This is a genomic window from Mycobacterium aquaticum, assembly GCF_002086485.1.
In the GTDB taxonomy this organism is placed as follows: Bacteria; Actinomycetota; Actinomycetes; order Mycobacteriales; family Mycobacteriaceae; genus Mycobacterium; species Mycobacterium aquaticum.
In genome coordinates, this window is sequence record NZ_MVHF01000063.1 from 12,164 (window position 1) to 38,726 (window position 26,563).

Consider the following 26,563-nt stretch of genomic DNA (forward strand, 5'->3'; position numbering starts at 1 on the left):
CATGCCTGACGCAGCGATCGAAATCCAGGGTCTGTCAAAGTCTTTCGGACGGACCAAGGCACTCGACGGACTCAACCTGAGTGTGGCACCCGGCGCCGTCACCGGCTTCCTCGGACCCAACGGCGCGGGCAAGTCCACCACCATCCGGGTCCTGCTCGGCCTGCTGCGCGCCGACGGCGGAACCGTTCGTCTACTCGGCGGCGACCCCTGGCACGACGCCGTGGCCCTGCATCGTCGAATCGCCTACGTGCCAGGCGATGTGACCCTGTGGCCCAACCTCACCGGCATGCAGGTCATCGACTTCCTGACCGGCCTGCGCGGCAACAACATCGACACCCGCAGGCGTGATCAGCTCATCGAACGCTTCGAGCTGGATCCGCACAAGAAGGCCAGGACCTACTCGAAGGGCAATCGGCAGAAGGTGGCGATCGTCGCGGCCTTCAGCACCAACGCCGAGCTCTACATTCTCGATGAACCGACATCGGGGCTCGACCCGTTGATGGAGAAGGCTTTTCAGCAGTGCGTCAGCGAGGTGTCCTCCCGCGGCGCGGCGGTGCTGCTGTCGAGCCACATCCTCGCCGAGGTGGAGAAGCTGTGCGACAACGTGACCATCATCCGCGCGGGTCGCGCCGTGCGGTCCGGCACGCTCAGCCAGTTGCGGCACCTCATGCAGACCACCGTGCAGGTCCGCACCAGTACCGACGGTCAAGTGCTGCAACGGATGCCATTCGTACACGACTTCTCCATCGCCGACGGCCACTACCGCTTCTCGGTCGACCGCACCGACCTCGACCGGACCATGGCAGAGCTGGCCGATCTGGGTATCCGGGACCTGTCGGTGACGCCGGCGTCGCTGGAAGACCTGTTCCTGCGCGAGTACCAGCGGGTGTCGTCATGACCACCGCCCCGACGCTGGCGACGCGATCATCGTTCGCCGGTACCGCCGATCTGCTGCGGCTGGCCGTCCGCCGCGACCGCGTGCGGCTCAGCGTCTGGATCGCCGTCGTGACGCTGATGATGGTCTACGCGCCCAACGCCATCAAGTTGGCCTATCCCGAAGAGCAGCAACGCTTGTCGCGTGTCGAGCTGCTCAAGACACCCGCCGGCACGATGCTCGGCGGTCCGATGTTCGGACGCAACGAGACCGACCTCGGCGTGATGATGGCCAACGAGCTCATGCTCACCCTGATCATCGCCACCTCGATACTGGCCATCTCGACGGTGATTCGTCACACCCGCGCCGAGGAGGAAAGCGGCGCAGCCGAACTCGTGCTGTCCTCGGTGGTCGGCAGGCATGCCCGCACCTTCGCCGCGTTGGCGCTGATCGGCGCCGTCAACGCGGTGCTGGCGGTGACCATGACCGTGGCGATGGCCTCGACCGGTTTCGCCGTCGTCGACACCGCCGCGATGTGTCTGGGCATCACCGCGGTCGCGATGGTGTTCGGCGCGGTAGCTGCGGTCAGCGCCCAGCTGTGGCGGCAGGCCCGCACCGCCACCGGCGCCGCGATGGGCGCGTTGGCCCTGGCCGCACTGGTACGCGGTGTCGGCGACGTCATCGACACCTCCGGCAGCGCACTGAGCTGGTTCTCCCCCATCGCGTGGGCTCAGCAGATGCGGTCGTTCGTGGAGCTGCGCTGGTGGCCTCTGGCCATGCTGGTGACGCTTACGGTGGCGCTGATGCTGCTCGCGGCGGTGTTGGAGACCAGGAGGCAGTACGACGACGGCAATCTGCCCTCCACCGGTGAACGCGTGAACGCCCACCGGATTTCCGGACCATTCCAGCTGCATCTGACCTTGCAGCGCGGCCCGACGATCGGGTGGGGTGTGGGGTTGTTCCTGGCCGGGCTGGCGTTCGGTTCGATGACGAAATCGCTGTTGGACGCGGCGCGCACCAACGAGCTGATCGCCCGGGTGCTGGACGCCCAGGGCAACGACGGGGTGTACACCACCATGACGCAGTTTCTGGCCGCGGCGACGTCGGCCTACGTGGTGTCGGCCGTTCTGCGGGTGTACAGCGACGAGCAGGCCGGCCTCGGTGAGGCGGTGCTGGCGGGTGCTACGTCGCGATGGCGCTGGCTGCTCGAGGCGGTGGCTTCGGCGGTGCTCGGATCGGCGGTGCTGATGCTGCTGGCCGGCTTCGGCAACGGTCTGGGCGCCGGCGTGACGCTCGGCGAGCCCGCCACCATCGCACGACTCACGTTGGCCGGGCTGGGATTCGTGCCCGCCATGGCGGTGCTGGCCGGCGTCGCCGCTCTCGCGGTCGCCCTGCGCAAGCCCTGGATCGGTTGGCTGGCAGTCACTTTCGTCATCGTCGCGCTGTATCTCGGAGCGCTGCTGCGACTTCCCCACTGGCTGCTGCAGCTCTCGCCCGTCGGTCAGACCACGCTACCCAGCCACGTGCCGCTCACCGCATTGGCAGTGATGATCGGCGCCGCAACAACATTGACTCTCATCGCAGGGTGGATCTACCGCAACCGCGATGCCGTGTAGCAGGGAGGACATCATGCTCAAGCTGATCGGGCAAACCGCGGTGTCGGCCGTATTCGGCATGGTGATGTTGGGTTTTGCGTTGTTCGCGTCGGCCGGCACGCTCGACTACTGGCAGGCCTGGGTCTTCATTGTCGTGTTCGCGGTCGCCACACTGGTTCCGAGTTTCTATCTGGCGGTCAAGGACCCGGCCGCACTGCAACGCCGGATGCGCGGCGGACCGAAAGCCGAAACCAGGGTGGTGCAGAAGATCATCATCACCGTCAGCCTCATATCGGTGGTCGCCGTGCTCATCATCAGCGCGGTCGACCACCGCGAGGGCTGGTCGCACGTCCCCGTCCCCGTGGTGATCCTCGGAAACGTAATTGTGTTGGCCGGGCTCGCGCTGGCACAGGCCGTCGTCTTCCAGAACAGCTTCGCCGGTGCCAGCATTCGCGTGGAGTCCGAACAGCATGTGGTGACCACCGGCCTGTACCGCGTTGTGCGTCATCCGATGTATGTCGGCACGGTGCTGCTGATGATCGGAATACCGTTGGCGCTGGGCTCCTATTGGGCGTTGCTGGCGGTCGTGGTGACCGTGCCCGCGCTGGCAGTGCGGATCACCGATGAGGAGAAGATGCTGCGCACCGAGCTCGACGGGTACACCGCGTACACCGAAAAAGTGCGCTACCGACTGGTGCCCTACGTGTGGTGAGTCAGGTCAGATCCAGATGCCCTTGCCGACGGCTACCACCCCGCCGGCACTGACCGAGAACCGCTCGCGGTCCTTTTCCAAGTCGACCCCCACCATTTCGCCTGGCCCGACGACGACGTTCTTGTCCAGGATCGCCTTGCGCACCACGGCGCCGCGGCCCACCCGGGTGCCCGGCATCAGCACGCTGCCCTCGACTATCGCGCCGTCGTCGATCACGACATTGGACGACAGCACCGAATTGCGCACGGAGGCCGCGGAAACGATGCTGCCGGCGCCGACCACGGACTCCTGCGCCGAGCCGCCGTTGACGAACTTGGCCGGCGCCAGGTTCTCCGACTCGCCGCGGATCGGCCAGCGCTTGTTGTACAGGTTGAACACCGGGTGCACCGAGACCAGATCCATGTGCGCGTCGTAGAACGCGTCCAGGGTGCCGACGTCGCGCCAGTAGCCGTGGTCACGTTCGGTGGCTCCGGGCACCTCGTTGTTGTTGAAGTCGTAGACCGCGGCCATGCCGTCGGCGACCAGCCGCGGGATGATGTCGCCGCCCATGTCGTGGTCGGAGCCGTCTTCTTCGGCGTCGGCCCGGATCGCGTCGATCAGCACCTTGGTGGTGAAGATGTAGTTGCCCATCGAGACGTAGGTCTGCTCGGGATCGTCGGGCGTCCCGGGCGGGTCGGCCGGTTTTTCGATGAAGTTGCGGATTCGGCCCGTGTCGTCGGCGTCGATGCATCCGAACGCGCTGGCCTCAGCGCGCGGAACGCGGATCCCTGCGACCGTCGCACCCGCCCCGCTCTCGATGTGGAACTGGAGCATCTGCTCGGGATCCATGCGGTAGACGTGGTCGGCGCCGAAGATGATGATGTAGTCCGGATCCGCATCGTAGATCAGGTTCATCGACTGATAGATCGCATCGGCCGACCCGGTGTACCAGCGCGGCCCGAGCCGCTGCTGCGCGGGCACCGGCGTGATGTACTCGCCGGCCAGACCGGACAACCTCCAGTTCTGGCTGATGTGGCGGTCCAGAGAATGCGATTTGTATTGCGTGAGAACGCAGATGCGCAGATAACGTGCGTTGACCAGATTCGACAGCACAAAGTCGATCAACCGGTATGCGCCGCCGAACGGAACCGCTGGTTTGGCCCGGTCCGCCGTCAACGGGTACAGCCGCTTGCCCTCTCCGCCGGCCAGAACAATGCCCAGCACGTGTGGCAGCTCCCTCATGCTGCAAACCTATCCGCAGGCACGCAGTGCTGCCAGCCATTGACACGATTGGTGGCCCGTGTCCACAAGCCTTTTCGCATCGTGGCCACCAACATTCTCGGCACGAGGTTGCCGACAATCCTGCGCTACGGCGGGGCGGCCCATTACGGTTCCAGATATGCGGGTGGCCATGATGACTCGGGAGTATCCACCCGAGGTGTACGGCGGTGCGGGAGTTCATGTCACGGAGCTCGTCGCCCAGCTACGTCATTTGTGTGAGGTCGACGTGCACTGCATGGGCGCACCGCGCGAAGGGGCCATCGTGGCACAGCCCGACCCCGCGCTGGCGGGTGCCAATGCGGCGCTTTCGACGCTGTCGGCTGATCTGAACATGGTCAACAGCGCAGCCGAGGCCACGGTCGTGCACTCGCACACCTGGTACACGGGCATGGCAGGGCATCTCACCGCGCTGCTGTACGGCATTCCCCATGTACTGACAGCACACTCACTGGAACCGATGCGGCCGTGGAAGGCCGAGCAGCTCGGCGGCGGCTACCGCATCTCGTCGTGGGTGGAACGCACCGCGGTCGAGGCGGCCGACGCGGTCATCGCGGTCAGTGCGGGCATGCGCGAAGACGTCCTGCGTACCTATCCGGGACTGGATCCGGGTCGAGTGCACGTGGTGCGCAACGGGATCGACACCGACGTGTGGTTCCCCGCGCACGCGAGGAGCGAATCAGCGGATGAAGCCACCGGCGGCGAATCGGTGCTCGCCGATCTCGGCGTCGACGCCTCCCGCCCCATCGTCGCGTTCGTCGGGCGCATCACCCGCCAGAAGGGGGTGGCGCACCTGGTCGCCGCGGCGCACACCTTCAGCCCCGACGTGCAGCTGGTGTTGTGCGCGGGAGCGCCCGACACCCCCGAAATCGCTGCGGAGATCTCCGGCGCGGTGGCCGAGCTGGCCAGCGCCCGCTCGGGCGTGTTCTGGGTGCAGGAAATGCTGCCCGCTCACAAGATCCGGGAAATACTCTCCGCCGCAACGGTTTTTGTGTGCCCGTCAGTGTATGAGCCATTGGGCATCGTGAATCTGGAAGCCATGGCATGCTCGACCGCCGTGGTGGCGTCGGATGTCGGCGGAATCCCCGAGGTGGTCGCCGACGGTGAGACCGGGCTGCTGGTGCACTACGACGCAGCCGAACCGGTCGCCTTCGAGGCGGGACTGGCCGAAGCCGTCAACTCACTGGTGGCCGACCCGCAGCGGGCTGCCCGGTATGGCGCTGCCGGACGCGAACGGTGTATCCGGGAATTCTCCTGGGCACACATCGCCGAGCAGACGGTGGAGATCTACCGCAAAGTGGCGGGATAGAGATTCGGCGTGAGCGCTTGCCCGTGGGCAATCGATCACGCCGAATGCACTAGCTGGTGACGCCCTTGAGTTCGTCGCCGAGGGCGGCTGCTTCGTCCGGGGTCAGCTCGACGACCAGACGCCCGCCACCCTCCAGCGGTACGCGCATCACGATGCCTCGCCCCTCTTTGGTTGCTTCCAGTGGACCGTCGCCGGTCCGGGGCTTCATCGCCGCCATCGAGTGCTCCCTCCAAATGAGCCCGTCCACGTTCGGTGGGCCGGGTCGGGGCCCGGCCCCGCCCACTCGTTGGCGGCACCCGGCACTGAACTGCTACTGAACTACCCCTATTCTTCCCTATCCGCGGCGATGGGTGTGCAAAGACCCGGCGGATGTCGGGCGGCGTGCCGTCTAGCGGGACGCCTGAACCCAACAGGGCCTGATGTGGTCGTCCACCATTCCGGTGGCCTGCATCAATGCGTACGCGGTCGTGGGCCCGACGAATTTGAAGCCGCGCCGCTTCAGCTCCTTGGCCATCGCGGTCGATTCCGGCGTCACCGCGGGCACTTCCGACAGGTCAGCGGGTCGGGGGCGGGGCGGCGGCGCGAACGACCACAGCAGCTCGGCCAGGTCGACGTCCAGCTCGGTGACGGCCCTGGCATTGGCGATGGTGGCCAGGACCTTGGCCCGGTTGCGCACGATGCCCGTGTCGGCCATTAGCCGCTCGATGTCCGCGTCGTCGTAACTCGCGACTTTCTCGGGGTCGAAGTCGTCGAATGCGCGGCGGAAGTTCTCCCGCTTACGCAGGATGGTCAGCCACGACAGACCGCTCTGAAACGCCTCAAGGCTGACCCGTTCGAACAGCGCCACAGAGTCGCGCAGCGGTCGGCCCCACTCGGTGTCGTGGTAGTCGCGGTACAGGGTCGAACCCGCGGCGCTGTCGACCGCCCAGCCGCAGCGGATGCGGCCGTCGTCGGTCACGTGTCGTCCGACGCGCGAATCTGGCCGGCCGTGGCCGACACCTCGGCGTCGTCGCCCTCGGCGTCGTCGGGCACGCCGTACGCCGCGCGCAATGCGGCGAGCTCACCGCGTAACCCGTCGAGCTCCTGCCCCAGGCGATCCAGAACCCAGTCGACCTCGCTGGTCTTGTAGCCGCGCACCGTCTGGGCGAACCGCAGCGCATCCACGTCGGCGCTGGTGACGCCGGAGGCCGGCAGGACCGTCGCCGTCGTCCCCCGCGGCAGCGGCGGCAACGTCTCGCCCCGGCCGAAGATCACGCTGCCCACCCCGAACAGCACGGTGGCCGCCAGGACCAGCACCACCAGGTACAGCAGAATCAATGTCACACCGTCGATACTGCCTCAACCGTCTGACAAGCGGTCGGCGGCTAGTGCGGACGCAGGGTGATCATGGGTGGCCGGTCGGCGAGGGATACCGATGACGCCCGCGGGGTGAACCCGTCACCGTCGGCGAAGAACTGCGTGAGCGCCACACCGGAGTCGGCGATGCCGCAGCGGGACAGCAAGGTGGCGATCACCTGACGGCTCATCGAGGCCAATTCGGTCAGCGGCCGGTTGCGGTGTGCGCGCACACCCAGGTTCACCTGGGCTATGGCATCGATGCCGAGGCGGTCGTAGGTGTCGACGAGCAGGCCGATCTCCACGCCGTAACCCGGCGCGAACGGCACGGCCGTGAGCAGCTCCCGGGTGCCTGCGTATTCGCCGCCGAGCGGCTGAAGGACACAGTTGAGCTCGGGTCGCAGTGAGGCGAGCAGCGGGCGGGCGACGAGCTCGGTGACCCGGCCGCCGCCGTTGGCGTCCTCGCTGCCACTGATCTTGAGTGGGCGCCGGTAGAACCCCTTGACCAGGTGCACACCGTCGACGGTCAGCAGCGGTCCCAGCAACTTGGGTACGAACATGGGGTCGGGATCGATCAGGTCGGAGTCGACGAACGCGATGATGTCGCCCGTGGTCGCGGCCAGCGAGCGCCACAGCACCTCGCCCTTGCCGGGTTGCGGCGCCACCTCGGGCAGTGCCACCTCCCGGCTGACCACCCGCGCACCGGCCGCCAGTGCGCGGATCTCGGTGTCGTCGGTCGAGCCGGAATCGAGCACGATCAGCTCGTCGACCAGGCCGCCGAGCAGCGGCGTGATGGTCTCCACCACCGATCCGACGGTTTCTTCTTCGTTGAGGGCGGGCAGCACCACCGAGACGGTTCGGCCGGCCTTGGCCGCTTCCAGCTCTGCGACGGTCCATGTCGGACGGTTCCAGCTGTGGTCGGCCAGCCAGCGGTGTCCGGCGACGCCATCGTTGACGGCCAGATCGGGCATTAGGGTCATGCCAGTCCCCTCACTGTTCGTGCGGGTGCCCGCACTCCCTGGATCGACGCGACCATCTCGAGTACGCGCCGGGTGGGCCCGCACTCGTGCACCCGGAACATCGCGGCACCGTCCGCGGCGGCCAATGCCGTCGCGGCCAAGGTGCCCTCCAGGCGCTCGGTGACGTCCACACCCAGAGTCTCCCCGACAAAATCCTTATTGCTCAGGGCCATCAGGACCGGCCATCCGGTCTTAACAAGATCTTTTACGTGGCGCAACAAACTAAGACCGTGATAAGTGTTTTTGCCGAAATCGTGGGTCGGATCGATGAGGATCCGGTCCCGCGGGACCCCGGCTGACACGGCATTCTCGGCGGCCGCGGTCACCTCGGCGATCACGTCGTCGACGACACCGCGCTCGGTGATGCCGTAGTTGACGCGAAAGGGCCGGGTGCGCGGCACCGCCCCGCCGGTGTGCGAGCACACCAGGCCCGCCCCGAATTCGGCGGCCACCTCCGGCAGCCCCGGGTCGGCGCCGGCCCAGGTGTCGTTGATCAGGTCGGCGCCGGCCGCGCAGGCTTGTTTGGCGACCGTCGAGCGCCACGTGTCGACGCTGATCAGCTGGTCGGGATAGGCGGCCCGCAGCCATTCGATGAACGGCACGACGCGGGCAGCCTCCTCGTCGGCGTCCACGACATTGCCGGGCCCCGCCTTGACTCCCCCGACGTCGATGACGTCGGCACCCTCGGCGATCATGCGATGAGCCGCGGATTTGGCGGCCTCATCAGTGAACGTGGCCCCCCGGTCGTAGAACGAATCGGGGGTGCGGTTGACGATCGCCATGATCAGCGCGCGGTCACCGGCCACCGGGCGACCACAGAAGGTCCGAGGGGGGCTCGGCGGCGACGTCAACACGCCATCCAGGCTAACGTCGTGCGATTTCGCGGCTACTTCGGTCGCTTGCCCGCCATCACTTCGTCGGGGTATTCGGCGTAGAACGGCACGTATCCCTCGTCGCGGCCGGCCAGCACGTACACCGAGCCGTCAACCGCGTCGCCGTAGCCCTGTTTGCGCAGTTCCACCTTCTGGCTCTTGAACGTCGAGGTGTGCGCCAGGCTGTCGACGACCCGGATGAACAGCGGCACCGCATAGCTCGGCAGATGGCCGTAGAACGCGTCGGCGAGCGCTTTGCCGTCGAACTCCTTGCCGTCCTTGAGCTGCACCGCGGCCATCCCGGCGCGGCCACCGGCACCCGGCACCTCGACGCCGAACACCGTGCACTCCTCGATCAGCGGATTACTGGCGACGGCGGCCTCCACCTCGGTGGTGGCCACGTTCTCGCCCTTCCACCGGAAGGTGTCGCCGAGCCGGTCGGCGAACGCGGCGTGCCCGAAGCCTTGCGAGCGCATCAGGTCGCCGGTGTTGAACCAGACGTCGCCGTCCTTGAACGCATTGCGGATCAGTTTTTTCTCGGTGGCCGATTTGTCGGTGTAGCCGTCGAACGGCTGGAAGTCGCTGACCTTGGACAGCAGCAGGCCAGGCTGACCGGACTTCACCTTGTGCAGCCTGCCGTCGGATCCTCGGGCCGGTTCGCCGCTGTCGGGGTCGTATTCGACGAACGCCACCGGGCTCGGGCAGATCCCGGTCGACTTGGACACGTTGAACACGTTGACGAACGCCGTGTTGCCCTCGCTGGCGCCGTAGAACTCGCAGACTCGCGGGATGCCGAAGCGCTGGGTGAACTCGTCCCAGATGGCCGGGCGCAGTCCGTTGCCGACGATCACCCGCACCTTGTGTGCCCGGTCGGTCGGCTTGGGAGGCTGATTGAGCAGGTAGCCGCAGATCTCGCCGATGTAGACGAATGCGGTGGCCTCGTAGCCAATCACCTCGTCCCAGAACCGCGACGCCGAGAACGACTTGCCCAGCGCCAGCGCCGAGCCGGAGTTCAGCACCGAACCGAGCGATACGGTCAGCGCGTTGTTGTGGTACAGCGGCAGGCAGCAGTACAGGGTGTCGGTGTTGCGCAGCCGCAACCCCAGGCCGCCGAACCCGCCAAGGGCACGCAGCCAGCGGTAGTGCGTCATCACGCTGGCCTTGGGCATGCCGGTGGTGCCGGAGGTGAAGATGTAGAACGCCTTGTCCTTGGCCAGCACGGCCGACGCGCTGGCCGGATTACCGATGGGCGCGGTGGCGGCAAGCCGATGCAACTCTTCGATGGTCATCAACCCGGTCGTGTCGGCACCACTTTCGACGATGGGGTCGATCAGGTCGGGCTCGGCGACGACAGCCGTCGCGGTCAGCAGGCCGATGCTGTGGGCCAGGACCTTGCCGCGCTGGTGGTAGTTGAGCATCCCGGTGACCGCACCGCACTTGACGATCGCCAGCATGAGCAGCACGGCGTCGGGCGAGTTGCGCAGCATGACGCCGACCACGTCGCCGTGCCCGACGCCACGTGCGGCCAGCACCGCGGCGTACCGGTTGACGGTCTCGTTGGCCTCGCGGTAAGTGATGCGCTCGTCACCGAACTTGATGAACACGCGGTCGGCGTGCTGCGCGGCGCGGTCCTGAAAGACCTTGCCGATCGAGGTCTTGGCCGTCGGCCGGGCCAGAAATCCGGTGAGTACCCCGCGCGCGATCACCGGAGCATCCATCAGCAGGCCGGGAACCGCAGTGGCGATGTCGAGCAGGCCGACGCTGCTGCGAGTCCCCGATTTCTGGTCGGTCATACGGTGAATCCCCTCCACATTTGCCCGTAGGTGTGGGCCTCACCTTAACCACGCAGGTGATCGCCGTTACCGCCGGTTCTACCTACCGATGAACCGCCCGGTCAGGGCTGCGGAGAGCAGGCCGCCAGCGCGGCATCGACGTCGTCGACCACCACGAGCCGATCCAGCGCCCCTGGGGACACGTAGCCCGTTTCGACCAGGCCGTGCAGCCACGTCATCAGCCCGTCGTAGTGCCCGAACGGGTCGAGCAACACCAGCGGCTTGTCATGCATCCCCAGGTAGCCCGCGGTCCAGGCCTCGAAGAACTCCTCGAGTGTGCCGATCCCGCCGGGCAGCGCGATGAATGCGTCGGAGCGGTCCTCCATCTCCTTCTTACGTTCGCGCATGGTGTCGGTGACGATGAGTTCGGCGGCGTCGATGTCGGCGAGTTCGCGGTGCACGAGGGCCTTCGGGATCACTCCGACGGTGTGCCCGGCACCCGACCGGGCGGCGCGGGCCACCGCGCCCATCGCCGAGACGTTCCCGCCGCCGGACACCAACGTCCAGCCGCGCTTGGCGATCGCCAATCCCACCTGGCTGGCCAGCGCCAACAACTCGGGGTGGGTGGGACCAGACGCGCAATACACACATACCGCCCATGGGCGGCCAACTTCACCGGACACCCACACAACGTAAGGGTTCGGAGTGAACAGCCGATTTCCGGCCGGGTGAGATGGCCGCGCCCATAAGATCGCGTAGGTGTCTGTCGACTGGGTGATCACCCCGCGCGACCGCGCTCTCGACGGCCTTGAGGCCGGTTTGCGCGATCGGTCCGGCGCTGTGCTGATCGGCCCGGACGGGGTGGGCAAGACATCGCTGGCCCGCTGCGCCGCGGAGCAGCACGGTCCGGACTATCGCCGGGTGGCCTGGGTGACGGGCACCGAGTCGGCGGCAGGGATTCCTTTTGCGGCGGTGGATCATCTGATCGACGTGCCCGACGTCGGCAAGACCGCCGAGGTGCTCCGGGCGGGCCGCGAGGCACTCGGTTCGGATCTGCTCCTGGTGGTCGACGACGCGCATCTGCTCGACCCGTTGTCGGCCGCCCTGGTGTACCAGCTGGCCGTCAGCGACGCGGCGAAGGTGATCGCCACCGCCGACGACGAAGGACCCGCGGAGGTCACCGCGCTGTGGCGCGACGGTTTGGTCAACCGGATCGAGGTGTGCCCGGCAGGGCACGACGACGCGCGGCTGGCCGAACAGGTGGCGTCGTTCGTCGCCGACCTGCCCGGCGACGCCTTGCGCACCCTGCGATATCTGGCGGTGCATGACCCCTTGCCGCTGGCGGTTCTGCTTCCGCTGACCGGTGCCGACGCCATCGAGCGGGCCCGCGAGAGCGGCGCCGTGCGGATCGAGAACGCCATGGTGGGCTGCGCGCACCCACTGTTCCGCGACGCGGTCCGCGCCTCGGTGGGCGGTCCCGCACTGCGCCGACTGCGCACGGCCCTGGTCGACCGCATGCTGGCGACGCCGGGATGCGGCGTGGTGGACCAGCTGCGCGTCGCGGTGCTGGCCGTGGACAGCGACCGGCCGCAGCCGCCGCTCGAGGTCGCGGCCGCCGCGGCCACCGCACTGCGGCTGGGCGATCTGAACCTGGCCGAGCACCTGGGCCGGACTGCATTGGCCGCCGGCTTCGAGGCCCGCTTGACGCTGGCCTACGCTCTGGCCTGGCAGGGACGCGGACGCGAGGCCGACGAGGTGCTGTCAGCGGTCGACCCGACCGAACTCGACGACACCCAGCTGATGGCGTGGGCGTTGCCGCGGGCGGCCAATCAGTTCTGGATGCTCTCCGAGCCCGAGCGGGCCACCGCGTTTCTACGGACCACCCGAGGCCGGGTGAGCACCCCGCAGGCGCAGACCACCCTCGATGCCCTTTCGGCCACGTTCTCGATGAATTCCGGTGCCCCACAACGGGCTTTGACGCTCGCCGGAGAGGTGCTGAACAGCGATGCTGCCGATGACACCGCCGTCGGGTGGGCCGCGTCTGCGGCGGCGCTCAGCTGCGCACGGCTGGGCCGGTTCGACGAGGTCGACCCCATGGCGCAGCGGGCGCTGGACGCCGGGCACCCCGGCCTGCTTCGGTTCACCAGCGGTTTCGGGCAGACCACGGCGCTGCTGCTCACCGGTCAGCTGGACGAGGCCCAGGCCATGGCGCAGGAGCTGACCGATTTCGCCCAGTTGCAGCAACCGGGCCGGGCCATCGGCGAAGTGCTGGTCGCCGATGTGTTGCTGGTCCGTGGGTCGCTGCAGGCTGTGTCCCTGCTGCGCCGCGCGACAGCAGCTTTGGCGCCGACCGGATATTCGTGGGGCCCCCTGGCGTGGATGTTGTTGGCACAGGCACTCGGTCAGCACGGGATGCCGATGGAGGCCGCAAAGGCGTTGTCCCGAGCGGAATCCCGGCACGGGCTCAAATCCATGCTGTTCGCGCCGGAACTGGGGCTGGCCCGGGCTTGGACGTGCCACGCCCGCAAGGATTCGCTCGGCGCGATCGCCGCCGCACGCGACGCCGCCAAGACCGCCGAGCGCGGCGGTCAGACTGCGGTGGCATTACGGGCACTGCACGACGGGGTGCGCCTCGGCGATACCCGCGCCGTGGACAGCCTGGCCCGAATCGGGCTGGACTGCGTGTTCAGCAGAATCACCATGGACCACGCCCGCGCCCTGGCTGCAGGCGACAGCGCTGCGCTGCAAGAGGTTTCGCTGCGATACCACGACCTGGGGATGTCCGCGGCCGCCAATGACGCGGCTCGTCAGGCCATCGCGGATCCGCCGCCGGGAGCTGCCCCGAACCGACCGTAGAATCGGTAGCTGCAACGCACTATCCGAGGGGCCGAGATGACACAGTTCAATGCAGACATCGGTGCGGTGAATGCCTTGGGTCAACAACTCGATGATGTCAGCTCGTCGGCGAGCAATGTGCTCAACGGTGCGGTCGGGAGTGTGTCCGACAGCCATGGCGCCATCGGATTCCCGATGCAGGGCGCATTCGACGGCACCCAGGCGTCGCGCAGTGCCGCGGTGGCGGCCACCCAGGCTGCTTCCGGGGAACTCGGGGGCCTGCTCCGGCAAGCCGCCCAAGCTTATGAGCGCGGCGACACCGCAGCCGCCGAGAGCCTGAGGGCGCGCGCTGCGGAGATGGAAGGCTCAGGCGGACAAGGCGGCTCGCCCACCGGGGCCTCGACGCCCGGCGGCGCCAGCAGTCCGGGCGGCACGGGCGCTCCCGCCGGCCAGGACAGCGGCGGGCAGGCGGCCGGCCAGATGCTCGGACAAATGGGTCAGATGATGGGACAGATGGCGCAGTCCATCACCCAGCCGATCCAGGGCATGACGCAGGGGCTCAGCCAGATTCCCCAGCAGGTAATGCAGGGTGTCCAGGGCATCGTGCAAGCCGCGACCCAGGGCGGCGGCGCGGCAGGAGCCGGTGCCGAGACGCTGGAGAAGGCCAAGGCCGAGGGCGCCGACGGCGCCAAGGACGGCGAGAAGGCGCCCGTCGACGCCAAAGACGGCAAGGAGAGCAAAGAGGCCACGGACGCCAAGGAACGCGACGGCCAAGGCCATCAACCCGGCAAGCAGGCGGGCGCCGGGAGCCACCAGGTCGGTAACCGCGCTCCCGACGCCGGCGTGGCGCCCAAGCCGGCCGGTCCTACCGCGCCGACCCGCGCCATGTGACCGTCAGCCGACGCTTAGCTTTGGTTAGCCAAGGACCAGGGTTATGAGCCGTATCTTGGCGTTGACCGATTCGATCCGACCATTGGATAGGCGATGTCGGACTGCATCCAGGATCGAGTCCCTGTGAGTGGCGATATGCTGACACTCCAAGTGCGCCACAACCTTCGGACTAGGGGACGCACCTACGACTTCATCTCCTTCTGGATCCAGCCGCTTTCGCACGCTCGCGTGCTACCGCGACGACGGTGGGAAGTCGCGACGTAGCACACAGTCCGACGAAGACGAAGGCGCGAAACTGCTGCAACGGAATGCCTCATGGGCAAACCGATCTGGGCTCGCACCGACTCGCTGCCGCATTGATGCGCAGGCGCCGCAACGCCGCGGCGGCACCGATGTAGCGCTGAACAGCCGAGCTACCTCGTGTCTTTCGCCGGAGGCCAGAGCTCGAATCGGTGTCGAAGTTCCGCACGGAGCAGCGGCGACGCCTGGTTAGGCTCGGTAGGTGACCGCTGTGACCGCCGGATCCCAGACGCCCCAACGCCGGAGTACGCCGCGGTCGTTCGTACTGGTCGGCGTGACCGTTGGTCTGATGGTGGCCGCAGCTTTGTGCCTCGTCGTTGCCTGGCGACGACTGAACGCAAGCTCGTTTCCAGGCGAAGAGCCCGGTGCGCTGGTGTACCGCACAACGGTCGTCGTCGTTCTCGCGGCGGTGATCGTCGTCGCGTACCTAGGGCTGGGGCGGCTGTACCGGCGGTCTACCGATCGGATGGCCCGGTTTCTCGCTGCGACCTCCTCGGTGCCCGCTGCGGTGGCTGTCGGTGGCCTGATCGCCTTGCACCGAGGTACTTCGGCCGAGCTGTTCAGAGCCGTCGCCTACGCCCAAAGTCAGTCCAATGGACCAGTTCTGACGGCCGCGGCGCGGGAAGCATGGTGGTTGGCCTGCCTGGCAGTGGCTGCCGTGGCGTTGCGCGCAGCTGTCGGGCACCTGTCGCCGCCCGCATCCGCGGAGCGGATGTTTACGTGGTCGTCGGACCACATCGCGTCGATGGTGCTGGCGACGGCAATGGCGTCGGTTCTGGTCGTTCCGGTCGTGTTGGCAGGTTCGAACTCGCCGCCTCACCCGGTGGGCCCGACACTGTCCGTCGCCCAACAGGCGCACACCGCCGACCGCGTTGAGCCGGAGCCGATTCCCTCGAATGTGGTCGGAGAGGTGGCGTACCGCGTGGAAGGTGTCCCGTACGACGCGCGAGTGGCCGCGGCAGGTCCTGGCTTCGTCACTGTGGTCGACGGCGACGATAAGACTTCGAGTCGGTTGATTGGCTACGACGGTGCGACTGGCCGGCAGCGGTGGTTCTATCAGTTTGCCGATCCGAAGATCACTTCGTGGACTGTGACGGGTACCGGTGCGGCCAGCGTCGTCGTGGTCTCCGCATCGCATGCAGTTCTCGGGTTCGATGCCACGACAGGCGAATTGCTCTGGCACCACGATCGTGACCGCACCGATGAGGTCTGGCTACAAGCTTCAACTGCCGTGGTCTTGGCGACGCAGAGCGGGCCTTCGTCGACGGTGCGGACAGCGCTGGCGGCCAGGACCGGTGAGACGTTATGGACCGATGCAACGCCTGAGGTCTGCGGTGGCCGCTGGCTGCTCGGCGAGGATGCGGTGTTGGTGCCTGCCTGCGACCCTGGGCAGCCGGATGTCGCGGCCAGATTGATGGATCCCCACACGGGGCGGCAACGGGGTGAAGTCCGGTTGCCTGCATTGGGCATTGATGCCGACGAGTTGCGTCGCACCTTCGGCGATGTCAGCGTGAAGGAAACCCACGGTTCCACAGGCCTTCTCGAAATCAGGCGGGTACAACCGACCCTGACTCACAACTATGTGGCGGTCGACCTGCAGACCGGTGGGCTGCTTGCCACAGCTCCGCCGGATCATGATGGGTACCTGCTGGACTCACGGTCGATGGTGTTGTTCGGTGCAGGGGATACCAAATCCGGATGGGCCGGCTCAATCCTCGATGTCCACTCTGGCGTCACTGTGCCGATAGGCCTCTACACCCGGGGCACCGGGGACTGGGACGTCCACCCGCAGGTGATCAGCATCGGTGCCGGTTGGGTCACGTCGCTGTCCACACTCACTGAGGCGGACAAGAAGCCCGGTGAGCCGTCAATGTCCCCACTGCGGGCACTCGACTCCACAGGTGCCTTGCGGATACTGCCGTCACCATGCGCGCCGGAAAGCGAGCCGGCCTTGGGCGCGTTGGCACCGGGCGCCCTCTTGGCCCGCTGCGGTGATCAGGTGGTCGGTGTCCGCTAATGGATACCTGTTATGACATAGCCCGTCACCTCTTCGCGCACAGTGCGCGCGCAGACCGCCAATACCGCCCCGGGCACTACGATGACGCCACCCAGTTCGTTCGCGCCGCATGGTGACGGATGGCCGACCGCGGTACCACCCAGGGTGACGGTCGCCAGCTGGGAGCGATAGGCGGCGGTGACCGCCGTCGCGGTGACCAACTGATCGCCCACGACGGCCCAACGCTGTCCGTCCATGATCGCGCGGTCAAGCGTGCTGGTCGGGGTGGTTGTCCGGAGAGTGCGACGTTGGGCAACAAGGTACACCGTGGCGCCGTCGGAACCGCCGCTGAGCTGGAGTACTGGGCCGGGGTACTGTCCGGCCTGGAACGAATTGCGATCTTGGCGCAGGTATTTGACCGGCACCGTCATCGTGTCACCGGTGCGGATGTCGACAGCGAGCGTTACCTCTTGGATGTCCCGTTCGGCTGAGGACACCGCGATCACGACGACGTCGCCTGCCGCGGCTGCTAATTCGGTCCGCCCGATATCCGAGCCGACGTGTGGTGCTTCGATGGGTATGGTGCGCTCGGTGCCGGTGCGCCCGTCGGCGACGTGCAGCGTGATCGGGCTGGCGCAGACTGCGAAGTACAGGATCGACTGGGCCTGGTCGCCGGTCCCCACAATGTTGCCACCGCACTCGCCTTGATCGAACTGCTTTGTCCACCAAAGTTTTCCGGTATGCGGATCCAGCGCCCCAACCTCACCTGCACGCACTACCGGTATCACGTCGGGACCGGTGACGATTGTCGATCGGATCCTCCAATTGTCCCCATTGGTCCACAACAGGTGGCCCGTCATCGCGTCGATCCCGGTGAGAACGGCATGCCACTCGGACACCGACGAGTCGGACGATGGCTTGTGCCGCAAGCACTGAGCGATCACGACCGAACCTGCAGAGGTGCCGGTGCTACGCACTGACGAGGGCTCACAGTTCCCACCGACCATGGCGAACGGCAACCGCCACCTCAGCTGTCCCGTTTGGCCAGAATATCCATTCAGGGCGTCACCATCCAGCATGACGAAGCCGGGTCCGGCTGGGGCGATGAAACTGGGATCCTTAGTCGGCAAGGCATATGCCACATTGGTACCGACTGTGGTTGGCGCGGCGGGTATGTCGATTGGCGTCGCCGTGAGTGCGGTGTCGGTACGGGCATGCACCGATGCGCCGCTGACCAGGGCGAGGACAAGACCGATCACCAGCGCCGGTACCAGATTTCCCCAGAGGCGTGCGGCGGCTGCCCGACCGGCGGTCGCCACCGCTCCTGCCACCACGAGAATCGCCGCGATCGCCAACACCGCCCACGACAGGCGCAGCAGCGCCATCGCGGTGGAGGTACTGGCGGCCAGCCCATCGCGATCGGCCAACAGGGCGTACGCGGCGACCGCAACAATCGCAGTCAGCAGTAGTGATGAGCGGCGGGTGAGGTCAGCGCCGGTGAGCGCGGATCGGGCGGTCCAGATCAGTGCCAGCGCTCCCACGGTCAGAAGTACGACTGAACCAGCAGCCCACGCGGTGACCGACGTTTCATGCACACCAGAAGGAGTGCGTCGCACGAAGCCGTAGCCGCCGAGAACCGTCGCCCCCACAGCTGCGCCAACGCCCAACCCCAGCCACGCCGCAGCTTGCCGCGGTTGCCTCGCCACGCCCCCCGCCGGCGCCTCGCCATTGTTCATGTCATGACTCTTCCATAGTGCGGCGGCCAACTCGGACACCTCTTCGTCCGTCCAAATCGTGTGCACGAAATCGAAATGTCGCCGGCAGATGCAGACTATGACGGCGGTTCCAGATCCATCGTCGAAGCCCTGGCTGCTGGCCTGGTCCGGTAGGCAGGGATCACTGTGTTTAGCGTTGAACCACCGATGAATTGGTTGGTTTCAGGTGCGGAATGAGGAAACGACACCCTGTTGCGCAGTTCACCTTCGGCCACGCACGCCAATTCGACTCAGTACTGCCCGAGCATCTGGGTGTTCTGCGCAATCGGGTGGATCTGCCAGCGGCCCCGCCATACCTATATCCAATTCAGCACCTCAACCGGCCGCCATGTGACCGTCAGGCCACGCTCAACTCCCCGTTGTCGAGGCGCAACCAGCGGTCGATCCCGATCGCGGCGAGGAAGCGTTCGTCGTGGCTGACCACCACGAACGCACCGCGGTAGGCGTTCAGCGCCGATTCGAGCTGTCCGACGCTGACCAGATCGAGGTTGTTGGTGGGCTCGTCGAGCAACAGCAACTGCGGTGTCGGCTCGGCGTACAGTACGCAGGCCAGCGTCGCCCTCAGCCGTTCCCCGCCGGAGAGCACACCGACGGGTAGATCGATCCGGTCGCCACGAAACAGGAACTGCGCCAACAGATGCATCCTGCGGGTGTGTGACAGGCTGGGTGCTGCAGCGACCAGACTCTCGGCCACCGTCCGTTCGGGATCGAGAAGATCGAGCCGCTGAGACAGATACGCGATCCGGCCGTCGGCCCGCTGCACCGTTCCGGCATCCGGCGGCAGGGTCCCGTCGATGATCCGCAGCAGTGTCGACTTGCCCGCGCCGTTGGGTCCCGTCAGCGCGATGCGTTCCGGCCCGCGAATCGAAAGGTTGATCCCATTGCCGGAGAACAACTTACGGCCGTCACGGTGGACCTGTAGGCCGTCGGCCGCGAACAGTGTCCGGCCCGCGGGCACCGCCGAATCGGGAAGGTCCAGGACAATCACCTTGTCGTCGCGCAGCGACCGTTCGGCGTCGTCCAACCGCGCTTTCGCATCGTCCACCCTGCGGGCATGCACCTCATCGGAGCGGGCAGCGGATTCCTGAGCATCACGCTTGAGTTTGCCCGCAACGATTTTCGGCAGTCCGGCGTCCTTGACGTTGCGGGCCGCGTTGCCGGCCCGCCGCGCCGAGCGTTCCCGGGCCTGCTGCATCTGACGCTTCTCACGCTTGAGTTGTTGCTCGGCACTACGGATGTTGCTCTCGGCGACCTGTTGCCCGGCTTCGACCGTCTCCTGATAGGCGGTGAAATTGCCGCCGTAGAACACGATGTCGCCGCGATAGAGCTCGGCGATCTGATCCATGCGGTCCAGCAGCACGCGGTCATGACTCACCAGCAGCAGAGTGCCCCCGAAATCATCGAGGGCCGAGTAAAGACGTTGTCGTGCATCGAGATCCAGGTTGTTGGTGGGCTCGTCGAGCAACAACACATCGGGGCGCTTCAGCAGTTCGGCGGCCAGGCCGAGCGTCACCACCTCCCCGCCGGACAACGTACCCAGCGGGCGATCCAACGCCATCCCGCCCAACCCGAGCCGATCCAGCTGTGCCCGGGAACGCTCCTCGATGTCCCAGTCGTCGCCGATGGTGCCGAACACCGACTCACTGGCATCACCATCGGCCAGCGCCGTGAGCGCCTCGAGCACCGGCGCGATCCCGAGCACTTGCGCCACCGTCAGATCGGCGACGAACGGCAGAGTTTGGGGCAGGTAGCCGACTGTGCCGTCGATGGTCACCGACCCCGCCGACGGCACGTATTCACCGGCGATCAGTTTGAGCAACGTGCTCTTACCGGCGCCGTTGGGCGCGACGAGTCCCGTGCGACCGGAACCGACGGTGAACGACAGATCCGTGAACAGCTCAGTGTCATCGGGCCACGCGAATGACACGTGGGAAAAGACAATAGACATGCGGGAACTCCAAAAGAGGCTGCGCACAGCGCAGAACGGACAGGAACGAATCGACTCTCACCGGTCACCCGGAGATGTCGTCGTCTCCCAGCATGTTTCCAACCCACCTCGGTCGAGGAGCAGATGCGTTACCCACAATACTGACGAGCGCAACCGATTAACGGATTCAGGAGTGCCCGCGTAGCCGATCCAATTGCCGCCGTTCCCGTTTGGTGGGCCTGCCGGTTCCCCGATCACGGACCGGCACTGCCGCCACGATCTCCTTGGGCGGAGGCGGCGGAGTACGGTCGATCAGGCATTCCGGCACGATCGCGGCGCCCACGCGTTTGGCGATCGGACGCAGGACCTCCACGATGCGCTCGCGCCCGTCGATGCGGACCCGGACCTCGTCACCGGGCCCGACGAGCTGCGCCGGTTTTGCGGTCACATTGTTGACGCGGACGTGGCCGGCACGACACGCAGCGGCTGCCATGGATCGGGTTTTGGTGATCCGCACGGCCCAGATCCAGCTGTCGATGCGAACGCTGCTCACGCCCATACGGTAGCCCGCTCAGCTCGTCACACCGCTGGGCGAGGCTCGGATCGCCCGGCCTGTTCCTACCGGTCGTCCGCTTCGACGATCGGGTCGGCCAGCTGCCAGCGTTCGCCGCGGCGAGGGTGGATGAATGCGTAGTAGTACACCGCCCCGATGACGATGGTCGCTGCCGCGACGATCAGCTGACTTAGCGCCGAGACCGCCAACTGGTAGGTGACATAGGCCATCATCGCGATCACCACGATCGGCGGCAGCGGCCACAGCGGCATCCGGTAGCCCGCGCTGGTCCGCGCGCCGGGACGGCGCAGTCGTAGCGCCGCCAGCGCCACCGCCAGGTAGATCGCCACAACGCCGGCACCCGTCGCGGTGATGAGCCAGTCGAGCGGGACGAAGCTCGCGGCGAGGACCGCGCACGCGCCGACCACCAAGGTCGCCGCGACCGGCGTGTGCAGCTTGGGATGAACGGCGCTCAGTACCCGATCGATCGGGTCGGGCCAGGACCGGTCCCGCGCCGAGGCGAACAACTGCCGCGCGACCTGCAGGATGATGGCGATGACGGCGTTGATGATGGCGATCGCGATGCCAATGCTGACCACGACGTTGAGCGTCGAGCCGCCGCGGGCGACCAGGAAGTAGTTCATCGGTGCGTCGCTGCTGAGCAACTCGGTCATCGACGGCGCACCGAGGACCACCGCGGCCAGCGGAATGATCTCGACGGCGACGGTGACGAACAGACACACGATGATCACGCGTCCGATGTTCTTGGCGGCGTTCTTGGTTTCCTCGACGTAGTAGATGGCCGCGCCGTAGCCGTTGTAGGCGAACAGCGCCACCGGCACCAGGGCGACGACCGCGCCGACTCCCACATTGGCCAGCACACCTCCTGTGGCGACCTGCGCGTGCAGGAACTCGGCCGGTCCGCGCTCGACATGCACGAAACCGAGGACCGCTACGACCGCAACCGCAGCGATCTCCACGGCCAGAAAGATTCCGGTAACCCAGGCGTTGGTGCGGATGTTGAGCAGCGCCACGAACGTCGTCACCACTATCACGGCGACGCCGATCCACTTGCCGCCGAGCCCTTCCCAGGCGACGCCCAGGTATTCACCGGTTCCCAGCGCGATCACCGCGATGATCAACACGGCGCTGACGAGGGTCAGCATGAAGATCGCGAAACCGACGGGTTTGCCCAAAAGCCGTGCTGCCCAGGTGTATTCGCCGCCGGTAATCGGGTACGTGGCGGAAAGTTCGGCGTAGCACAGTGCGACGAAGATGGCCGCGAAGCCGCCGACGAGCATCGTCAAAACCGACGCCCCACCCACGCCGAGCAGGATCGTCGGCACGATGATGAACACGCTGGAAGCCGGCGTGACCGCCGACAGCGTGATGAGGATGTTCTCTTTCATCGACAGTGCGCGGTGCAGTTCCTGCTGGTAGGCGACACGTCCCGCGGGCGTCGGCCCGGGCACACCGAGCGCGAACGGGGCTGGATCTTGTTCGGTCATCGCGAACCTTCTTTCTTTGATTCCCAATCAAAGAAAACCACATACCCTATTGTCAAGGACAGGATTTGAGTTAATAGGTTCTTAACAGAGAGTTGGATATCCATGGCCCGCCGCAAGAACCAGGACGCAGCTCGGGACGCGATCATCGCCGCAACGTTGGTGGCGATGCGTGATCGCGGCTTGGACGGGTTGCGGATCCGCGATATCGCCGAGATCGCCGGCGTGTCACCAGGGACGATTCACTACTACTTCACCGACTTCGCCGGCCTGCTCACCGAGGTCTACCAACGCGCCAGCGAGCGGTTCTACCACGACCGCATGCTGGCGGTCACCGAACTTTCCGATGCCCGACTGAAGCTGTCAGCCATGACCGGCTCAGGCATACCGTGGTCCTCGGACGATGCCCTGGTGACCGCCCTTTATCGCCTGGACTCCTACCTGGCCTTCCGCAAGACGCACTCGGCGCTGATTACCTCGCTGTACGACAAGCAGGTGGCGCTCTATCTCGGTATCCTCGAAACCGGCCAAGCTCAAGGGCATTTCGCGCTGCGGGGCAATCCGCTGGATATCGCTCAGAATCTCGTGGCTCTCGAAGATGCCTACGGCCTGCACATCGTCACCGACAATCGCACACTGCCCCCGCAGCGCGCTGCGGCGCTGATTCACGCCTTCGCCGTCATGGCTACCGGGTGTCCGGACATCCCGGCGTGTACGCAACCCCCCGAACCACCGGCCGGCGCCGGGAAACCGCCAACTGGCAAACCGATCAGAAGGAACCGCAAGTGACCACGAACAGCATCCGCGCCCGCGACCTCGGCATCGCTCTGCGCGGAACTCCCGGTCCGCACAACGCCATCACCGATGTCACCGGACTCGAAGTCGGATACGCCACGCTCATCCGTGGCGAGGGCGCGTTGACGGTGGGCCAGGGGCCCGTGCGCACCGGTGTCACGGCCATTCTGCCGCGCGGTCGCGATGACGTCGGAAACCCCTGTGCAGCAGGGTATTTCAGCCTAAACGGCAACGGAGAGATGACCGGGTCGGCCTGGATCGACGAGGTCGGGGAGTTGTCGCTGCCCATCACCATTTCCAATACCCACGCCATCGGCGCATGCCATACCGGCGTCATCGAATGGATCAACGCCGTGCATCCCCTACTGGCCCGCCAGTGGTTGCTTCCGGTGTGCGCCGAGACCTGGGACGGTTTTCTCAACGACATCAACGGCGGTCACGTCACCCCGGCGGTGGTGCGACAGGCACTCGACTCTGCCCACGGCGGGGCCATCGAAGAGGGTTCCGTGGGCGGCGGTACGGGCATGAATTGCTATGGCTTCAAAGGTGGTAACGGCACCTCATCGCGGCTTGTCGCGTTCGGGGACACCACTTTCACCGTCGGAGTGTTCGTACAGGCCAACTTCGGGTCGCGCGACGAGCTGACGATCAGCGGAGCGCCAGTCGGACAGCTTGTGCAGGCGGACAACCCGATGGAGGACACGGACTGGCTTGAGCAGGACCTGCGCGCCCCAGCCGGCGCCGGATCGGTCATCGTCGTCGTGGCCACCGATGCCCCACTGAGCCCCGCGCAGTGCAAGGGTCTGGCCCGCCGGGTCCCTCTCGGCCTGGCCCGCACCGGCACGACGGGGAGCCTGTTCAGTGGCGACCTCTTCCTCGCGCTCTCCACCGCCGACAACGGCCCGTCGCGCACCGGGTTCCCCAGCGGCGCACCGTCCAGCGACGAGATCTACACTGCCCAGCACCTACCGTGGAACCGCATCGACCCCTTCTACGCGGCCACTGTCTACGCCGTCGAGGAAGCGGTGCTCAATGCGCTCGTAGCCAACGAGACAATGATCGGACGCGACTCCCACACATCACCGGCGCTGCCACACGACCAGGTCCGACCCGTACTCAAAAGCGTTAACTGGTCAGATAGGCCCGCAACATGTCGGTGACCGCAGTGATCTGCGCGATCTCGACTCGCTCATCGACTTTGTGGGCCAGATTCGGATCGCCCGGCCCGTAGTTGACCGCGGGAATGCCCAGCGCCGCGAAGCGGGCCACGTCGGTCCAGCCGTACTTGGCCCGCACCGCTCCCCCTGCGGCTGCCACCAGCGCCGCGGCGGCGGGCTTCGTCAGGCCGGGCAATGCGCCTGCGGCTGCGTCGGTCAGCTCGATCGACACGTCGAGCCCGTCGAGCACCTCGTGCACGTGCGCCAAGGCCTGTTCGACGCTGCGATCGGGCGCGAACCGGAAGTTGACGGTCACCGAGGCGGCGTCCGGAATCACATTGCCTGCGATCCCGCCGTCGATGCGGACCGCCGAAAGGCCTTCGCGATACACGCAGCCATCGATGTCCACGCTGCGGGCCTGATAGCTGCTCAACCGGTCCAGCACCGCACCGAGTTTGTGAATAGCGTTGTCCCCCAACCAGGATCTCGCCGAGTGTGCGCGCGTTCCGGTAGCGCTGACGACGACACGGATGGTGCCCTGGCAGCCGGCTTCGATGTAGCCGCCCGACGGCTCACCGAGGATCGCCACATCGGCGGCCAGCCATTCGGGCAGCTCGCGCTCGATGCGGCCGAGCCCGTTGGCGGTCGACTCGATCTCCTCGCAGTCGTACATGACCAGGGTGATGTCATGCGCAGGTTCGGCGATGGTGGCAGCCAGGTGCAGAAACACCGCGTCGCCCGACTTCATGTCAGAGGTGCCGCAGCCGTACATGTCGCCGTCGACGATCCGGCTGGGCACGTTGTCGGCGGCGGGCACGGTGTCGATGTGGCCGGCCAGCATCACTCGCGACGGCAGGCCCAGGTGGGTACGGGCCAATACGGCGTCACCGTTGCGAATGACCTCGAAGGACGGAGCCTGCGCGCGCAGCGCAGCCTCGATCTCGTCGGCGATGCGCTGTTCGTGACGGGACTCGCTGGGAATGTCCACCAGCGCCGCGGTCAATGTGATCGGATCGGCACGCAGGTCTAGCCCCATGAACGTCGAGGCTAGTCCAGTACCCTGTAGCTCCGTGACTGCCGCATCTGGCGTCGGCCTGGCCACCATTGCCGCCGACGGAACCGTCCTGGACACCTGGTTTCCTGCTCCCGAACTGGCCGGCTCCGGCGAGTCCGGCACAGTGCGGCTGACCGGCGACGATGTCCCCGCCGATTTCACGGGACTCACCGGTCCGGACGCCGACCGCGGCGTCGAGGTGGTGGCGGTGCGCACGACCATCGCCGACCTGGGCGACAAGCCCGTCGACACCCACGACGTGTGGCTGCGGCTGCACCTGCTCTCCCACCGGCTCACCAAACCGCACGAGGCCAACCTCGACGGCATCTTCGGCCTGCTGGCCAACGTGGTGTGGACGAACTTCGGGCCGTGCGCGGTCGAAGGCTTCGAAAGCGTGCGGGCCCGGTTGCGTCGTCGCGGCGCGGTAGCGGTCTACGGCGTGGACAAGTTCCCGCGCATGGTCGACTACGTGCTGCCCAAGGGCGTGCGCATCGCCGACGCCGACCGCGTCCGCCTCGGTGCGCACCTGGCCGAAGGCACCACGGTCATGCACGAGGGCTTCGTCAACTTCAACGCGGGCACTCTCGGCACCTCGATGGTCGAAGGCCGTATCTCGGCAGGCGTGGTGGTCGGCGACGGCTCCGACGTCGGTGGCGGCGCGTCCATCATGGGCACCCTCTCCGGCGGCGGCAAAGAGGTCATCTCGGTCGGCAAGCGTTGCCTGCTGGGCGCCAACGCCGGACTGGGCATCTCCCTGGGCGACGACTGCGTCATCGAGGCCGGTCTCTATGTCACCGGTGGCACGAAGGTCACCGCCGCTGACGGGCAGACCGTCAAGGCCAAGGAGCTCTCCGGCGCGAGCAACCTGCTGTTCCGGCGTAACTCACTGTCCGGCGCCGTAGAGGTCGTCAAGCGCGACGGCACCGGCATCACCCTCAATGAGGCACTGCACGCCAACTGATATGTAGAGAATTCTGTCAAGTGGGCATGGGGAGGCGCCGTCGAGGAGCGACCCCGACGGCGCCTCGTT

Annotated in this window: 23 protein-coding genes and 1 pseudogene; 10 read left to right on the forward strand and 14 right to left on the reverse strand. The window is 66.6% G+C overall.

Annotated elements, in window-relative coordinates; all coding sequences use genetic code 11:
• The first annotated feature begins 1 nt into the window (after window position 1).
• The 3 genes from BST13_RS35460 to BST13_RS35470 are packed head-to-tail and all read left to right on the forward strand — an operon-like array spanning window position 2 to window position 3,181.
• The gene (locus BST13_RS35460; RefSeq protein ID WP_083170570.1) at window positions 2-898 is read left to right on the forward strand and encodes an ABC transporter ATP-binding protein; all 897 of its coding nucleotides are present in this window, start codon (window positions 2-4) and stop codon (window positions 896-898) included.
• A complete protein-coding gene (locus BST13_RS35465) occupies window positions 895-2,490 on the forward strand; it encodes an ABC transporter permease (RefSeq protein WP_083170572.1) in 1,596 nt (531 codons plus the stop codon). Before BST13_RS35460 ends, BST13_RS35465 begins: the two co-directional genes overlap by 4 nt.
• A 13-nt stretch (window positions 2,491-2,503) precedes the next feature.
• The gene (locus tag BST13_RS35470) at window positions 2,504-3,181 is read left to right on the forward strand and encodes a methyltransferase family protein (RefSeq protein ID WP_170064372.1); all 678 of its coding nucleotides are present in this window, start codon (window positions 2,504-2,506) and stop codon (window positions 3,179-3,181) included.
• Between the two features lie 6 nt (window positions 3,182-3,187).
• On the opposite strand, the gene glgC is transcribed toward BST13_RS35470, so the two are convergent.
• A complete protein-coding gene (gene glgC, locus BST13_RS35475) occupies window positions 3,188-4,402 on the reverse strand; it encodes a glucose-1-phosphate adenylyltransferase (protein ID WP_083170573.1) in 1,215 nt (404 codons plus the stop codon).
• Window positions 4,403-4,559: 157 nt separating this feature from the next.
• Here glgC and glgA point away from each other — a divergent pair, with 157 nt between their 5' ends.
• A complete protein-coding gene (gene glgA, locus BST13_RS35480) occupies window positions 4,560-5,747 on the forward strand; it encodes a glycogen synthase (RefSeq protein ID WP_095533848.1) in 1,188 nt (395 codons plus the stop codon).
• 49 nt (window positions 5,748-5,796) lie between these two features.
• Here the strand turns inward: glgA and BST13_RS35485 are convergent, their stop codons facing one another.
• The 7 genes from BST13_RS35485 to BST13_RS35515 all read right to left on the reverse strand — a co-directional run bounded on the left by BST13_RS35485 (window position 5,797) and on the right by BST13_RS35515 (window position 11,428).
• Window positions 5,797-5,964 (reverse strand): DUF3117 domain-containing protein, encoded by a 168-nt coding sequence (locus BST13_RS35485; RefSeq protein WP_003406247.1) that lies wholly within the window; start codon window positions 5,962-5,964, stop codon window positions 5,797-5,799.
• A gap of 171 nt (window positions 5,965-6,135) precedes the next feature.
• A complete protein-coding gene (locus tag BST13_RS35490; RefSeq protein WP_083170574.1) occupies window positions 6,136-6,705 on the reverse strand; it encodes a DNA-3-methyladenine glycosylase I in 570 nt (189 codons plus the stop codon).
• Window positions 6,702-7,070, reverse strand: a complete 369-nt coding sequence (locus BST13_RS35495; protein WP_083170576.1) for a DivIVA domain-containing protein — start codon at window positions 7,068-7,070, stop codon at window positions 6,702-6,704. Before BST13_RS35495 ends, BST13_RS35490 begins: the two co-directional genes overlap by 4 nt.
• A 41-nt stretch (window positions 7,071-7,111) precedes the next feature.
• On the reverse strand, window positions 7,112-8,062 hold the full coding sequence (locus BST13_RS35500; protein ID WP_083170577.1) for a glucosyl-3-phosphoglycerate synthase: 951 nt from the start codon (window positions 8,060-8,062) through the stop codon (window positions 7,112-7,114).
• Entirely contained in the window at window positions 8,059-8,883 is an 825-nt protein-coding gene (folP, locus tag BST13_RS35505; RefSeq protein ID WP_083170595.1) for a dihydropteroate synthase, read from the reverse strand. Before folP ends, BST13_RS35500 begins: the two co-directional genes overlap by 4 nt.
• 104 nt (window positions 8,884-8,987) lie before the next feature.
• The gene (gene fadD6, locus BST13_RS35510) at window positions 8,988-10,766 is read right to left on the reverse strand and encodes a long-chain-acyl-CoA synthetase FadD6 (RefSeq protein WP_083170579.1); all 1,779 of its coding nucleotides are present in this window, start codon (window positions 10,764-10,766) and stop codon (window positions 8,988-8,990) included.
• A 101-nt stretch (window positions 10,767-10,867) separates the two neighbouring features.
• A complete protein-coding gene (locus BST13_RS35515; RefSeq protein ID WP_083170597.1) occupies window positions 10,868-11,428 on the reverse strand; it encodes an LOG family protein in 561 nt (186 codons plus the stop codon).
• Between the two features lie 76 nt (window positions 11,429-11,504).
• Here BST13_RS35515 and BST13_RS35520 point away from each other — a divergent pair, with 76 nt between their 5' ends.
• Window positions 11,505-13,601: an ATP-binding protein gene (locus BST13_RS35520; protein WP_083170580.1), complete on the forward strand. Its 2,097-nt coding sequence runs from the start codon at window positions 11,505-11,507 to the stop codon at window positions 13,599-13,601.
• Window positions 13,602-13,637: 36 nt separating this feature from the next.
• Window positions 13,638-14,471 carry a type VII secretion target gene (locus BST13_RS35525; RefSeq protein ID WP_083170582.1) on the forward strand — a complete coding sequence of 278 codons (834 nt, stop codon included), beginning with the start codon at window positions 13,638-13,640 and terminating at the stop codon, window positions 14,469-14,471.
• 33 nt (window positions 14,472-14,504) lie between these two features.
• Here BST13_RS35525 and BST13_RS40050 read toward each other — a convergent pair.
• A pseudogene (locus BST13_RS40050) lies at window positions 14,505-14,612 on the reverse strand (transposase); the annotation flags it as partial.
• A gap of 361 nt (window positions 14,613-14,973) precedes the next feature.
• Between BST13_RS40050 and BST13_RS35530 the strand changes: the two are divergent.
• A complete protein-coding gene (locus BST13_RS35530; RefSeq protein ID WP_083170583.1) occupies window positions 14,974-16,788 on the forward strand; it encodes an outer membrane protein assembly factor BamB family protein in 1,815 nt (604 codons plus the stop codon).
• On the opposite strand, the gene BST13_RS35535 is transcribed toward BST13_RS35530, so the two are convergent.
• From BST13_RS35535 to BST13_RS35550, 4 genes are all read right to left on the reverse strand, one after another.
• A complete protein-coding gene (locus BST13_RS35535; protein ID WP_142282929.1) occupies window positions 16,785-18,503 on the reverse strand; it encodes an outer membrane protein assembly factor BamB family protein in 1,719 nt (572 codons plus the stop codon). The two genes, BST13_RS35530 and BST13_RS35535, sit on opposite strands and share 4 nt — an antisense overlap.
• Before the next feature lie 376 nt (window positions 18,504-18,879).
• On the reverse strand, window positions 18,880-20,490 hold the full coding sequence (locus BST13_RS35540) for an ABC-F family ATP-binding cassette domain-containing protein (RefSeq protein WP_083170586.1): 1,611 nt from the start codon (window positions 20,488-20,490) through the stop codon (window positions 18,880-18,882).
• A 166-nt stretch (window positions 20,491-20,656) separates the two neighbouring features.
• A complete protein-coding gene (locus tag BST13_RS35545) occupies window positions 20,657-21,022 on the reverse strand; it encodes an RNA-binding S4 domain-containing protein (RefSeq protein WP_083170598.1) in 366 nt (121 codons plus the stop codon).
• 65 nt (window positions 21,023-21,087) lie between these two features.
• Entirely contained in the window at window positions 21,088-22,530 is a 1,443-nt protein-coding gene (locus BST13_RS35550) for an APC family permease (RefSeq protein WP_083170588.1), read from the reverse strand.
• Window positions 22,531-22,632: 102 nt separating this feature from the next.
• Here BST13_RS35550 and BST13_RS35555 point away from each other — a divergent pair, with 102 nt between their 5' ends.
• Together BST13_RS35555 and BST13_RS35560 are read left to right on the forward strand one after the other, a co-directional pair.
• Window positions 22,633-23,316: a TetR/AcrR family transcriptional regulator gene (locus tag BST13_RS35555; RefSeq protein ID WP_029366551.1), complete on the forward strand. Its 684-nt coding sequence runs from the start codon at window positions 22,633-22,635 to the stop codon at window positions 23,314-23,316.
• On the forward strand, window positions 23,313-24,482 hold the full coding sequence (locus BST13_RS35560) for a DmpA family aminopeptidase (RefSeq protein ID WP_211296267.1): 1,170 nt from the start codon (window positions 23,313-23,315) through the stop codon (window positions 24,480-24,482). Before BST13_RS35555 ends, BST13_RS35560 begins: the two co-directional genes overlap by 4 nt.
• Here BST13_RS35560 and dapE read toward each other — a convergent pair.
• Window positions 24,448-25,515: a succinyl-diaminopimelate desuccinylase gene (dapE, locus tag BST13_RS35565; RefSeq protein ID WP_083170590.1), complete on the reverse strand. Its 1,068-nt coding sequence runs from the start codon at window positions 25,513-25,515 to the stop codon at window positions 24,448-24,450. The two genes, BST13_RS35560 and dapE, sit on opposite strands and share 35 nt — an antisense overlap.
• On the opposite strand from dapE, the gene dapD reads away from it, so the two are divergent.
• Window positions 25,514-26,494, forward strand: coding sequence for a 2,3,4,5-tetrahydropyridine-2,6-dicarboxylate N-succinyltransferase (gene dapD, locus BST13_RS35570; protein ID WP_211296268.1), 981 nt, complete (start codon window positions 25,514-25,516; stop codon window positions 26,492-26,494). The genes dapE and dapD overlap by 2 nt on opposite strands.
• Window positions 26,495-26,563 lie beyond the last annotated feature (69 nt).

Excerpts from the sequence above, each read along its gene's own strand:
- BST13_RS35460 (WP_083170570.1), top strand. The coding sequence starts at position 2 with ATGCCTGACGCAGCGATCGAAATCCAGGGTCTGTCAAAGTCTTTCGGA.
- BST13_RS35465 (WP_083170572.1), top strand. The coding sequence starts at position 895 with ATGACCACCGCCCCGACGCTGGCGACGCGATCATCGTTCGCCGGTACC.
- BST13_RS35470 (WP_170064372.1), top strand. The coding sequence starts at position 2,504 with ATGCTCAAGCTGATCGGGCAAACCGCGGTGTCGGCCGTATTCGGCATG.
- glgC (WP_083170573.1), bottom strand. The coding sequence starts at position 4,402 with ATGAGGGAGCTGCCACACGTGCTGGGCATTGTTCTGGCCGGCGGAGAG.
- glgA (WP_095533848.1), top strand. The coding sequence starts at position 4,560 with ATGCGGGTGGCCATGATGACTCGGGAGTATCCACCCGAGGTGTACGGC.
- BST13_RS35485 (WP_003406247.1), bottom strand. The coding sequence starts at position 5,964 with ATGGCGGCGATGAAGCCCCGGACCGGCGACGGTCCACTGGAAGCAACC.
- BST13_RS35500 (WP_083170577.1), bottom strand. The coding sequence starts at position 8,062 with ATGACCCTAATGCCCGATCTGGCCGTCAACGATGGCGTCGCCGGACAC.
- folP (WP_083170595.1), bottom strand. The coding sequence starts at position 8,883 with ATGGCGATCGTCAACCGCACCCCCGATTCGTTCTACGACCGGGGGGCC.
- fadD6 (WP_083170579.1), bottom strand. The coding sequence starts at position 10,766 with ATGACCGACCAGAAATCGGGGACTCGCAGCAGCGTCGGCCTGCTCGAC.
- BST13_RS35525 (WP_083170582.1), top strand. The coding sequence starts at position 13,638 with ATGACACAGTTCAATGCAGACATCGGTGCGGTGAATGCCTTGGGTCAA.
- BST13_RS35535 (WP_142282929.1), bottom strand. The coding sequence starts at position 18,503 with ATGAACAATGGCGAGGCGCCGGCGGGGGGCGTGGCGAGGCAACCGCGG.
- BST13_RS35540 (WP_083170586.1), bottom strand. The coding sequence starts at position 20,490 with ATGTCTATTGTCTTTTCCCACGTGTCATTCGCGTGGCCCGATGACACT.
- BST13_RS35550 (WP_083170588.1), bottom strand. The coding sequence starts at position 22,530 with ATGACCGAACAAGATCCAGCCCCGTTCGCGCTCGGTGTGCCCGGGCCG.
- BST13_RS35555 (WP_029366551.1), top strand. The coding sequence starts at position 22,633 with ATGGCCCGCCGCAAGAACCAGGACGCAGCTCGGGACGCGATCATCGCC.
- dapD (WP_211296268.1), top strand. The coding sequence starts at position 25,514 with ATGAACGTCGAGGCTAGTCCAGTACCCTGTAGCTCCGTGACTGCCGCA.
- dapE (WP_083170590.1), bottom strand. The coding sequence starts at position 25,515 with ATGGGGCTAGACCTGCGTGCCGATCCGATCACATTGACCGCGGCGCTG.